Raw genomic sequence first — 11,310 nt, forward strand, 5'->3', positions numbered from 1 at the left:
GCCGCGCTGGCGGTCGGCTGGTTGGGCCGGGTCGGCTCGTCCTCGTCCGGCGGAGTCGTTCGGGTGACGACCCCGATGGTCGGCTCGTCGGAGTGGCCGGGGATCGGAACGGTCTGCGGCTCCGACGGCTGGTGGGCCAGCCAGGCCGGGTGGATCACGTCGGCGGTCGGTGCCTCCGGTGCTCGTACCTCGGTGGTCGACGGCTGCGGGGTCGCTGCCGGCGGCGGAGTGTCCCAGGTGGAGCGCTGCGCCTCCCAGACCGGAAGCGCCGCCCCGGAGGTCGGCGTGCCGGCACCGGAAACCGGAGCGGACGCGCCGGAGACAGGCGCGGTGGCCTCGGTGACGCCGGCCTCGGCGGTCGGCTTCGGCGGCCCCGACCGGCCCGAGCGCAGTGCGCCGACCAGCCCGAAGACCCCGATCAGGATGAGGGCGCTGGCCAGGAACCAACCGACCGCCGGCAGCGCGAACCCGAGTATCTGGGCGAGCAGCCACCAGGCCGACAGCGCCAGGAACACGAGCCCGAAGGCGAACGACACCAGATCCGTGCGGTGAGCCTTCACCGGGTCACCTCCAGGTTGCCAGCGTTGACGTGGATGTACAGGCGCAGCTTCCCGCCGCCGGCACCGTCGGCGCCGAGGTCGGTGGACTCCTGCTGGCGGCCGTCCAGCCCGCCGGAATGGTTGCCGAAGACGATGGCGTCGCCGGCGTTGACGTCGGCCACCGTGGTGACGTCCACGTTCGGCGGGACGACCACCGTCGCCTTGCCGAAGTTGATGGCGACCGTCACCTGGCTGTCCCGTTTCGCGAAGTCGATCCCCCGCAGGTCGAGTACGGCGTCACCGAAGCTGTTCTCGTACCGGTCGGCAAGATCGCGGTAGTCGGTGGGCGCCCAGGTCACCGCGCCGTCGACCCCGCGGATCCGGTCGTAGGACTCGGCGACCGTCCCCGTGCCCAGCGCCGCCGCGGTCACCAGCCCGAGCGCGATGAGCCAGCGGGCCCGCCCGAACCAGGTGCCGACCAGCAGACCCAGCCCGATCGTGGCCAGCGCGGCCGCGAAGTACGCCGAGGCGCTGATGGCGAAGACGTCGAGCAGGTCGAGTAGGGCGACCACACCGAGGGCCAGGAAGATCAGGGAGAAGGTCACCGCGCCGAGCGGCGAACGCTCCTTGGGGCGCTTCGGTGGCTTCGGTGGCTTCGGCGGACGGGCAGCGGCCGGGGGCGGCGAAGCGTACGGGCCGTGTGGCGCGAACGGGGGGCGGTATCCGGACGCCGGGGCGGCGGTCGGATAGCCGGGCGCGGCAGCGGGTGCGCCGGTCACCGGCGCCGTCGGCCATCCGACGCTGGGCGTGTGGGTGACCGGCCAGCCGGCTCCGGCAACAGTCGGGTCGGCCGGTTGCCCGGACACCGGCTGGGCCGGGGCGGCCGGGGATACGTCGTACGCCGGGGTGGTGACGGTGGGCGGCCCCGCCATGGTCGTGGCGGCGTACGCCGGAGCACCGCTGACCACCGTTGTGGTCGTGGCCAGCGGGGTGGTCGACGGCGGCACGTCGTACGACGGCGCGGGCCAGGTCACCGGCGGGACCGGGCCGGGCGGGTTGCCGGACGGTGCCGGCCCTCCCGGGGTGCCCGGCTGTGGGTTGCGGCTGTCCCGGTTGAGCAGCAGCGCGCCGGCGACCAGGATGGCCGCGCCGAGCAGCACCGCGCGGAAGGCGTCGGTGACGATGTAACCGAAGCTGGCCGCGACCAGGATGCCCAGGATGATGACGGTCACCGGCGACATGCTGGAACGACCGCGGCCGAGCATGGACTCGATCGGGGACGCGGTGTCGCCCTCGTTCGGGATGATCAACCACGCGGCGACGTACACCAGGATGCCGATGCCACCGAAGAACCCGAGCACCGCGAGCAGCACCCGCCAGAGCACCGGATCGGTGTTGGTGGCTCGTCCGATCGCCGCGCAGACACCGGCCAGATACCGCCCCTCGCGCGGCCGGACCAACCCGTACCGCGAGGTGAAACCGGTGCCGGTGAACGGCGGCGGCGCGGACGGACCCGGACCACCCGGCCCGGGTGGCGTGCCGGGGGCCCCGTAGCCGGTGCCGGCCGCGAACCCCGGGCCCGGGTAGTGGCCCCCGGTGGGTGGCGGGTAGCCGCCGGCTGGATCGGCTGGCGTGCTGCCGGTGTCCGGGCCGGGGCCGGTGTACGGACCGAACGCGCTGGGCGCGGTCCATTCGGCGGGCGTCGCGGTGGGCGGGGGCGGGGGCGGTGCTGAACCACCCGGCTGTGTCGACCCCGGTCGGGGCGGCGGGGCAGCTTCCTCGGTCATGCTTCGATCCTGCTGCCCGGTGAGCCCGAGCGACCTCAGGACACGACCCTGACCCCACCCTGAGATCCGGCGGCCGGAATGTCGGGGGCGTCCCCGTGGTCGTGGGCGCCGCAGCGTGTGACGATCGGATCACCGACCCGCGCCACACCCGCCACCGTGACCAGGGAGCCTCCGATCAGCACCGTGACTCCATCCCCGCGCCTCTACCGCGCCCCCGAGCACCGGATGGCCGCCGGCGTCGCCGCCGGTATCGCCGACCATCTCGGCATCTCGGTGCTGCGGGTGCGCGTCGCGTTCATGGTGCTGCTCGGCCTGAGTGGGCTCGGCCTGCTGCTCTACGCGGCCTTCTGGGCGGTGGTGCCGCTGCGGCCCGGCGACACCGCGGTGCCGCCCCGGCGCGACGTCGCCCAGCTCCTGCCGTTCGTGGGGATCGGGCTCGGTGTCCTGTTGATCCAGGTGATGGTCTTCGACTCGGTCGGCGCGGCCGGCACCGCCGGTTGGCTCGTGGCCATCATCGCGGTCGGCGCCGGGGTCATCTGGCACCAGTCCGCACCCGAACGGCGGCGGCAGTGGGGCGAGGCGATGCCGGTGCCCTGGCTGGGCGCGGTCGTCGAGGAGAGCGACCGGCGGGCGTTCGTGCTCCGGTTCATCGGCGGTGGGGTGCTCGTCGCGGTCGGCATCATCGGTGTCGCGGCGGTCTACTCGCCGGCGCAGAACTTCGATGCGGTGATCAACGGCGTGATCTTCGCGCTGGTCGGGCTGGCGGGTGTCGGCGTGGTCGCCGCGCCCGTGCTGTGGCGGACGTACAGCCAGCTCCGCTCGGAGCGCGAGGGGCGCATCCGTGAGCAGGAGCGGGCCGAGTTGGCCGCCATGGTGCACGACCAGGTGCTGCACACGTTGGCGCTGATCCAGCGCAACGCCAGCGACGTCAAGATGGTGCAGCGGCTGGCCAGGGGGCAGGAGCGTTCCCTGCGCAACTGGCTCTACAAGCCCACCGCGTCGCCGAACGAGCGCTTCGCCGCCGCGCTGGAGCAGGCCGCCGCCGAGGTCGAGGACACCTACGCGATCACCGTGGAGGCGGTCGTGGTGGGCGACCGGGAGACCGACGAGAAGGTCGGTGCGCTGGTCGCGGCCGCGCGGGAGGCGCTGGTGAACGCGGCCCGGCACGCCGGCGTGCAGACTGTCTCGCTGTACGCCGAGGTGGAGCCCGAACAGGTAAGCGTCTTCGTCCGGGATCGGGGGAAGGGCTTCGATCCGGATACCGTGGAGGACCACCGGCACGGCGTACGCGGCTCGATCATCGGGCGGATGAAGCGGCACGGCGGACGGGCCGAAATCCGGTCCGGCCCGGGGGAGGGGACCGAGGTCCGGTTGATCCTGCCGATCTCCCGGGACTCGTCCGCAGCGGAGAGGAACAGATGACCATGGCCGAGCAGCCGACCGAGCACCTCGACCCGGCCCAGGCCCGCCCCGAGCGGCTCCGGGTGTTCCTGGTGGACGACCACGCCATGTTCCGGGCCGGGGTGCGCGCGGAGTTGGGCGCCCACGTCGAGGTGGTGGGCGAGGCGAGCACGGTGGCCGAGGCGGTCACCCGGATCGCGGCTGTCGGACCGGACGTGGTGCTGCTCGACGTGCACATGCCCGACGGCGGCGGTCGCGCGGTGCTGGAGGCGATGCGGCGTACGCACCCGCAGGTCAAGTTCCTGGCGCTGAGCGTCTCCGACGCGGCGGAGGACGTGATCGGGTTGATCCGTGCCGGTGCCCGGGGCTACGTGACCAAGACCATCTCCCCGGACGAGCTGGCCGCGGCGATCCGCCGTGTCGCCGACGGGGACGCGGTGTTCAGCCCACGGCTGGCCGGGTTCGTGCTGGATGCCTTCGCGGCCCGGCCGGACGCCCCGGTGGCCGACCCGGAGCTGGACCAGCTCACCAACCGTGAACGGGAGGTGCTGCGGCTGCTGGCCCGGGGGTACGCGTACAAGGAGATCGCCAAGGAGCTGTTCATCTCCATCAAGACGGTGGAGACGCACGTGTCGAACGTGCTCCGCAAGCTGCAGATGTCCAACCGCTACGAGCTCTCCCGGTGGGCGGCGGATCGCCGGCTGGTGTGATCTCGCCCCGCCCGGGGCCGAGGATCAGACAGACGATCATCGCGCCCTCGTCCACCCAGCCGGTGATCGTGTCCGTGCAGCCGTAGTCGACCTGTCCGGATGGGTCGAAATGCGGGTGGTGTTGGACGTCCTATCGGGCAGAGGTGGGCCCGGGGCCGGCGGGCGGCCCAGGGTCACTTCTTCGGGCGGCGCAACGTATTTCCTGCTCAGTGCGGCCTACGTCGACCGTTTTATGATCATTTTTCAAGTATCGGCGACGTGGCGGGCAACTAACGGCTTGATAACGGCACCTTCACGGAAGAGGCCAGTTGGTGTCACAGTGGCAGCACCTCACCATCGGTGTGTGGCACTCCGTACGGCCCATGACCATGTCCCCGCCCTTCGCGGCGGCTCGTGGCCGTGCCTTCTGCGTCGTGTCACGCCTCGTTGGTGGGGGAGCCCGGCGGATCGGAACATCAGGGGTGTCTCCAACTTCCCTGTGGTCCCGGCGACCCGCGCCCCGGGGTGGTCGGGCGGTGTCACCCCCAAACGTGCGTGAAACCCACGACGGAACCTGGTTAGAAAGAGGAGGCCCCTCGGAATGAGAGTCTCGAAGCGGGCGACGAGCGCGATCGCGCTCAGCGCGGCTGCCGCGCTTGTCGCGAGCGGTTGCTCGAGCGGTGGCGACGGCGATACTGCCGCCAGCGGCGACGGCGCGATTGTCATCCACGGTGTCCAGCCGGAGAACCCGCTGGTCCCGTCGAACACCACGGAGACCGGCGGCGGCAAGATCGTCGACTGGCTGTGGACCGGCCTGGTCGAGTACCCGAACGACGGTGGGGCCCCGCGTAACGCGCTTGCGGAGTCCATCAACACCACGGACTCCAAGGTCTTCACGATCAAGATCAAGAAGGGTACCAAGTTCCACGACGGTACCGAGGTGAAGTCGAAGAACTTCGTCGACGCCTGGAACTGGGCCGCCTACTCGCCGAACGGCGCGCAGAACGGCAGTTTCTTCTCCGACATCCAGGGCTTCGACCAGACCTACACGTCGGACCCGGACGGCGCGGACGGCCCGAAGAAGGCCCCCGCCCCGGCCGCCGAGAAGATGTCCGGCCTGAAGGTCATCGACGAGCAGACCTTCGAGGTCACCCTGGCGGCGCCGACCGCGGTCTTCCCGACCAAGCTCGGCTACGCGGCCTTCATGCCGCTGCCGGATGCCTTCTTCACCATGAAGCCCGAGGAGTTCGGCAAGAAGCCGATCGGCAACGGCCCGGTGAAGTTCGTGTCGTGGGATGACAACGTCCTCGTCAAGCTGACGCGCTTCGACGACTACAACCTTCGCGACAAGATGAAGGTCAAGGACGTCGACGTCAAGCTGTACCAGGACGAGACGGCCGCCTACGCCGACCTGCTGTCCAACACCCTCGACTTCATGGAGGTCATCCCCACCTCGGCGCTCGCCGGCGACAAGTGGAAGACCGACCTCGGTGAGCGGGGCCGCAACACCGTCACGCCGACGACCGCGTTGATCGCGTTCCCGCTCTACGACAAGCGCTTCCAGAACGCGAAGCTGCGCCGCGCCGTGTCCCTGTCGATCAACCGGCAGGAAATCTCGGACAAGATCTTCTTCGGCACCCGTAAGCCGGCCGACAGCTGGGCGAACCCGCTGACCCCGGGCGCCAAGCCGGGCAACTGCACCGCCTGCAAGTTCGACGTGGCCACGGCCAAGACGCTGCTCGCCGAGGCCGGTGGCTTCTCCGGTGAGATGGTCTTCTACTACAACTCGGACTCCAGCCACAAGGACTGGATGGACGCCGTTGCGCAGCAGATCAAGACCAACCTCGGCATCAACGCTCGGGCCGAGGGCGTGCCGACCTTCGCGGTCTTCCGGCAGAACGTGAACGCCCACTCGATGAAGGGCCCGTACCGCGCTGCCTGGCAGCAGGACTACCCGGACGTCGAGAACTGGATCAACCCGCTGTACGTCACGGGTGGCTCCTCGAACGACGGCCTCTACAGCAACAAGGAGGTCGACGCCCTGGCGAAGCAGGCCAGCGCCGCGCCGAGCCTGGAGGCTTCGCACGAGGCGTTCGTCAAGGCCGTCGAGAAGGTCGACCAGGACGTCCCGAGCATCCCGATCTACTTCTACGGCCAGCAGTCCGGCCACTCGGAGAAGATCAAGAAGCTCGAGCTGAACAACGTCGGCGAACTCGACATCACCTCGGTCGAGCTCTGATCCGAACGGTCTGACCCCGGGTCGGGCTCGCCACATCCGGTGAGCCCGACCCGGGGCCGTTCCGCGATCGGGTGTTACAACACTCGATGCGCACGTTGTCACCACCGTGTCGGCCGTCCGACGCGCCCCCTGTCTGGAGGACCACCCCATGGGCCGTTATCTGTTGAGACGGCTGCTCCAACTCGTGCCCGTCTTCATCGGTACGACGTTCTTGATCTACTGGCTCGTCTGGGCCGTCCCCGGCGATCCGTTCGCCGGCAAGTGCGGCGAGCGCCGCTGCCCGGACCAGTACATCGCCTTCATGACCGAGAAGTACCACCTCGACCAGAACGTCTTCGTGCAGTACGGCAACTACATGAAGAATCTGCTCCAGGGTGACTTCGGTCAGACGTTCTCGCAACGCGAAATCGGCGACATCATCGCCACGGCGTACCCGAACACGCTGAAGCTGGCCCTGGTGGCGCTCGCCATCGAGGCCGTGATCGGCCTGGGCGCCGGCGTGCTGACCGGTCTGCGCCGCAACGGCTTCCTGGACAACCTTGTCCTGGTCTCCACGCTCTTCCTGATCGCGCTGCCGGTCTTCGTCGTCGGCTTCGTTCTTCAGTGGCTGCTGGGCGTGCAGTGGGGCATCGTCAAGCCGACCGTCTCCTCCGAGATGCGGTTGTCCGAGCTGATCGTGCCGGGCTTCGTGCTCGGCAGCGCGTCGGTCGCCTACATCGCCCGCGTGGCACGAACCAGCATCGCGGAGAACCGCCGCGCCGACTATGTGCGCACCGCGATCGCCAAGGGTCTGCCGATGCGGCGGGTGGTGGGCGTGCACCTGCTGCGCAACTCGCTCATCCCGGTGGTCACCCTGCTCGGCACCGACCTCGGCGCCCTGATGGGCGGCGCGATCGTCACCGAGGGAATCTTCGGCATCAACGGTATCGGCCGTGCGGTCTACCGCGCGATCGTCACCAAGGAGAGCGCTACCGTGGTAGGGATCGTGGTCGTCCTCGTGCTGGTCTATCTCGTGATGAACCTGCTGGTTGACCTGCTCTACGCCGCCCTGGACCCGAGGATCCGTTATGAGTGACCCAAGCACCGCGTCGATCGTCAGTACCCCTGGCGCGCACCCGACCGACTCCGCCGCCCCCGCCACCCTGGGCGCGCCGCAGAGTAACGAGAAGCCCCGGGGTCTGCTCGGCGACGCCTGGCGGGACCTCCGGCGCAAGCCGCTGTTCTGGATCTCCTCCACGCTGATCGTGGTCTTCGTGCTGATGGCACTCTTCCCGGCCCTGTTCGCGCCGGGCGACCCGATCAACGGGTCGCTGTCCCGCAGCCTGGGCAAGGCGTCCGGGGACGCCTGGTTCGGGTACGACCTGCAGGGCCGCGACGTCTACGCTCGCGTCATCTACGGCGCCAGCGCCTCCATCCAGGTCGCCGTGCTCGCCGTGCTCGGCACCCTGCTGGTGGGTGGCACCATGGGCATCATCTCCGGCTACCGTGGTGGCTGGGTGGACGGGCTGCTGAGCCGGATCGCCGACGTGTTCTTCGGCCTGCCGTTCGTGCTCGGTGCGATCGTCATCCTGACCACGTTCAACGGCTCGGGTTCCGGCAACAGCAAAGTCAAGATCATGGGCCTGGTGACCATCTCCCTGATCGTGCTGAGCTGGCCGGTCGTGATGCGACTCATGCGTTCCTCGGTGCTCGCCACCAAGGAGGCCGACTACATCGTCGCGGCCCGCGCGCTGGGTGCCGGCACCGGCCGGATCATCCTCAAGCACCTGCTGCCGAACTCCCTGGCGCCACTGCTGGTCTACGGCACGATCATGGTCGGCTCGTTCATCGGCGCCGAGGCCACGCTGTCCTTCCTGGGCGTCGGCCTGAAGTCGCCGGTGGTCTCCTGGGGCATCATGATCAGCGACGGTAAGGACTTCCTCCGGGTCGCGCCAGGGCTGGTCTTCTTCCCCGCCGCGTTCCTCGTCACCGCAGTGCTGAGCTTCGTGATGCTCGGTGAGGCGGTCCGCGAGGCCCTCGATCCGAAACTCCGCTAGGGGATATCCAGTGTCCGACATTCTCGTGTCCGAGCAGTCCGTGCCGGGACCCGGCGGGTCCGGTCGCCCCTCCGGTCGCCTGCTCGAGGTCGACGACCTGCGGGTGGAGTTCCGCACCCGGGACGGCGTCGCAAAGGTCATCAACGGGGTCACGTACCACGTCGACGCGGGGGAGACCCTCGCCGTGCTCGGCGAGTCCGGCTCCGGCAAGAGCGTCACCGCGCAGACCATCATGGGCATCCTCGACACGCCGCCCGGCTTCGTCACCGGCGGTCAGGTTCGCTTCCAGGGCAAGGACATGCTCACCATGTCCGACGAGGCGCGTCGCCGCATCCGTGGCGAGGGCATCGCGATGATCTTCCAGGACGCGCTCTCCGCGCTGAACCCCGTCTTCACCGTCGGGTTCCAGATCGCCGAGCAGTTCCGGGTCCGGCGGGGTATGGGTCGCGCCGAGGCCAAGAAGCGCGCGATCGACATGCTCGACCAGGTCAAGATTCCGAACGCCAAGGGCCGGTTCAACAACTACCCACACCAGTTCTCCGGTGGTATGCGGCAGCGCGCGATGATCGCGATGTCGCTGGCACTCGACCCGGAGGTGCTGATCGCGGACGAGCCGACCACCGCGCTCGACGTGACAGTGCAGGCCCAGATCATGGACCTGCTCGCCGAGCTCCAGCGTGAGCGGCAGATGGGCATGATCCTGATCACCCACGACCTCGGCGTGGTCGCCGACGTCGCGGACCGGATCGCGGTCATGTACGCGGGCCGGATCGTCGAGGAAGCCGACGTGTACGAGCTGTACGCCAAGCCGGCGCACCCGTACACGATCGGTCTGATCGACTCGATCCCGCGCCTGGACGAGAAGGGGCAGCAGCTCCGGACGATCAAGGGCCTCCCGCCGAACCTGATGAACATCCCGCCGGGCTGCCCGTTCAACCCGCGCTGCCCCATGGCTCAGCCGGTGTGCCGGGAGAAGGTCCCGCCGCTGCTGCAGGTCGGGCCCGCCCGGGCCAGCGCCTGCCACTTCGCCGAGGAGCTGGTGAACCGTGACTGAGAACATCCTCGAGGTCCGTGACCTGGTCAAGCACTACCCCGTCACGCAGGGTGTGGTGTTCAAGAAGACCGTGGGTCAGGTCAAGGCGGTGGACGGCGTCTCGTTCGGTCTGCGCGCCGGTGAGACGCTCGGTGTGGTCGGCGAGTCCGGCTGCGGCAAGTCGACCCTCGCCCGGGTTCTGATGAACCTGGAGAAGCCGACCTCCGGCAGCGTGATGTACAAGGACCAGGACACCTCGAAGCTGTCCGGCGGGGCGCTGCGGCGTCTGCGCCGGCAGATCCAGCTGGTCATGCAGGACCCGTACACCTCGCTGAATCCGCGGATGACCGTTGGTGACCTGCTCGGTGAGCCGTTCGAGATCCACCCGGAGGTGGCGCCGAAGGGCAGCCGTCGGGCCAAGGTCCGGGAGTTGCTGGACCTGGTCGGGCTCAACCCGGAGCACATCAACAGGTACCCGCACCAGTTCTCCGGCGGTCAGCGGCAGCGCATCGGCATCGCCCGCGCGCTCGCCCTGCGGCCCGAGATCATCGTCTGCGACGAGCCGGTGTCGGCCCTGGACGTCTCCATCCAGGCCCAGGTGATGAACCTGCTGGAAAAGCTCCAGAGCGAGTTCGGGCTCTCGTACGTCTTCATCGCGCACGACCTGTCGGTGGTCCGCCACCTCTCGGACCGGGTCGCGGTGATGTACCTCGGCAAGGTCGTCGAGATCGGCACCGAGGACGAGATCTACGAGCGGCCGACCCACCCGTACACCCAGGCTCTGCTCTCGGCGGTGCCGGTTCCGGACCCGACGCAGCGGAACAACAAGACGATCATCCGGCTCACGGGTGACGTGCCGTCGCCGATCAGCCCGCCCTCGGGCTGCCGGTTCCGGACCCGCTGCTGGAAGGCACAGGACGTCTGCGCCGAGCAGGTGCCGCTGCTGGAGATCCGACGGGACTCGGACCACCCGAGTGCCTGCCACTTCGCGGAACGGCGCGAGATCGTCGCCACCCACGAGGCCTGAGTCATCCGAGACCGCCTGCCGACGTCACCACGACGACGGCAGGCGGTTTCGTCTGTCCGTGGCCGGGCCGGCCGGCCCGGGCTCGCCACCGGCGGGGCGGCTCAGAGCGGGCCGCGGCCGGCGCGGAGCAGCAGCAGGGCCAACTGGGTGCCGTCGGCGCCGAGGGCGACCCGGAACCGCTCCAGGATCTTCCGCTCGCGCGAGAGCACCAGACGCGTCCCGCCGGAGGCCATCCGGGTCGCCCCGACCTCCTGGGACAACGCGGCCCGCTCCTGCCAGAGCGCGATCATCGCATTGTCGATCTCGTCGATCCGTTCCCTGATCTGCACGATCCGCGCGGAGGCGGTGGGTTCCTCGGTGCCGGTCCGTGCCTCGACCGGCCCGGCGTTGTCGACCGCCGGGGGCGCGGACACCGCCGGCTCGGTCCCGTTCGGCACGGGCTGCTCCGCCTCGGGTCGGGTCGGGCCGCCGCTCTGCTCCATCACGTCTGTCATCATCGGGTACCTCTCGCACTGTGGTGCCCGGTGCCCGGAACCCGGGACGGAAAAAGCCCCGGACT

9 protein-coding genes and 1 pseudogene are annotated in these 11,310 nt (G+C 69.6%); 7 read left to right on the top strand and 3 right to left on the bottom strand.

The features are described from left to right. Positions 1–353: 353 nt before the first annotated feature. Together AB0B57_RS10785 and AB0B57_RS10790 are read right to left on the bottom strand one after the other, a co-directional pair. A pseudogene (locus AB0B57_RS10785) lies at positions 354–560 on the bottom strand (hypothetical protein); the annotation flags it as partial. Further along, on the bottom strand, positions 557–2,326 hold the full coding sequence (locus AB0B57_RS10790) for a PspC domain-containing protein (RefSeq protein ID WP_357067638.1): 1,770 nt from the start codon (positions 2,324–2,326) through the stop codon (positions 557–559). The gene AB0B57_RS10790 and the pseudogene AB0B57_RS10785, both read right to left, overlap by 4 nt. A 156-nt stretch (positions 2,327–2,482) precedes the next feature. Between AB0B57_RS10790 and AB0B57_RS10795 the strand changes: the two genes are divergently transcribed. The 7 genes from AB0B57_RS10795 to AB0B57_RS10825 all read left to right on the top strand — a co-directional run bounded on the left by AB0B57_RS10795 (position 2,483) and on the right by AB0B57_RS10825 (position 10,751). Then, the gene (locus AB0B57_RS10795; RefSeq protein WP_357067640.1) at positions 2,483–3,748 is read left to right on the top strand and encodes a PspC domain-containing protein; all 1,266 of its coding nucleotides are present in this window, start codon (positions 2,483–2,485) and stop codon (positions 3,746–3,748) included. 2 nt (positions 3,749–3,750) lie between these two features. Further along, positions 3,751–4,437: a response regulator transcription factor gene (locus AB0B57_RS10800; protein ID WP_357067889.1), complete on the top strand. Its 687-nt coding sequence runs from the start codon at positions 3,751–3,753 to the stop codon at positions 4,435–4,437. A gap of 580 nt (positions 4,438–5,017) precedes the next feature. Beyond that, a complete protein-coding gene (locus AB0B57_RS10805; RefSeq protein WP_357067642.1) occupies positions 5,018–6,655 on the top strand; it encodes an ABC transporter substrate-binding protein in 1,638 nt (545 codons plus the stop codon). 148 nt (positions 6,656–6,803) lie between these two features. Next, the gene (locus AB0B57_RS10810) at positions 6,804–7,730 is read left to right on the top strand and encodes an ABC transporter permease (protein WP_357067644.1); all 927 of its coding nucleotides are present in this window, start codon (positions 6,804–6,806) and stop codon (positions 7,728–7,730) included. Beyond that, positions 7,723–8,691: an ABC transporter permease gene (locus tag AB0B57_RS10815; RefSeq protein ID WP_357067646.1), complete on the top strand. Its 969-nt coding sequence runs from the start codon at positions 7,723–7,725 to the stop codon at positions 8,689–8,691. Before AB0B57_RS10810 ends, AB0B57_RS10815 begins: the two co-directional genes overlap by 8 nt. A gap of 25 nt (positions 8,692–8,716) precedes the next feature. Further along, the gene (locus AB0B57_RS10820) at positions 8,717–9,745 is read left to right on the top strand and encodes an ABC transporter ATP-binding protein (RefSeq protein WP_357067891.1); all 1,029 of its coding nucleotides are present in this window, start codon (positions 8,717–8,719) and stop codon (positions 9,743–9,745) included. Further along, on the top strand, positions 9,738–10,751 hold the full coding sequence (locus tag AB0B57_RS10825) for a dipeptide ABC transporter ATP-binding protein (protein WP_357067648.1): 1,014 nt from the start codon (positions 9,738–9,740) through the stop codon (positions 10,749–10,751). Before AB0B57_RS10820 ends, AB0B57_RS10825 begins: the two co-directional genes overlap by 8 nt. Before the next feature lie 101 nt (positions 10,752–10,852). On the opposite strand, the gene AB0B57_RS10830 is transcribed toward AB0B57_RS10825, so the two are convergent. Continuing rightward, entirely contained in the window at positions 10,853–11,248 is a 396-nt protein-coding gene (locus tag AB0B57_RS10830; protein ID WP_357067650.1) for a chorismate mutase, read from the bottom strand. Between the last annotated feature and the right edge of the window lie 62 nt (positions 11,249–11,310).

The sequence above is a fragment of the Micromonospora sp. NPDC049101 genome (assembly GCF_040648675.1).
In the GTDB taxonomy this organism is placed as follows: domain Bacteria; phylum Actinomycetota; class Actinomycetes; order Mycobacteriales; family Micromonosporaceae; genus Micromonospora.

What these genes read in the sequence shown, in the direction of transcription:
- AB0B57_RS10790 (WP_357067638.1), bottom strand. Translation starts at nt 2,326, where the DNA reads ATGACCGAGGAAGCTGCCCCGCCGCCCCGACCGGGGTCGACACAGCCG.
- AB0B57_RS10800 (WP_357067889.1), top strand. Translation starts at nt 3,751, where the DNA reads ATGGCCGAGCAGCCGACCGAGCACCTCGACCCGGCCCAGGCCCGCCCC.
- AB0B57_RS10805 (WP_357067642.1), top strand. Translation starts at nt 5,018, where the DNA reads ATGAGAGTCTCGAAGCGGGCGACGAGCGCGATCGCGCTCAGCGCGGCT.
- AB0B57_RS10810 (WP_357067644.1), top strand. Translation starts at nt 6,804, where the DNA reads ATGGGCCGTTATCTGTTGAGACGGCTGCTCCAACTCGTGCCCGTCTTC.
- AB0B57_RS10815 (WP_357067646.1), top strand. Translation starts at nt 7,723, where the DNA reads ATGAGTGACCCAAGCACCGCGTCGATCGTCAGTACCCCTGGCGCGCAC.
- AB0B57_RS10830 (WP_357067650.1), bottom strand. Translation starts at nt 11,248, where the DNA reads ATGATGACAGACGTGATGGAGCAGAGCGGCGGCCCGACCCGACCCGAG.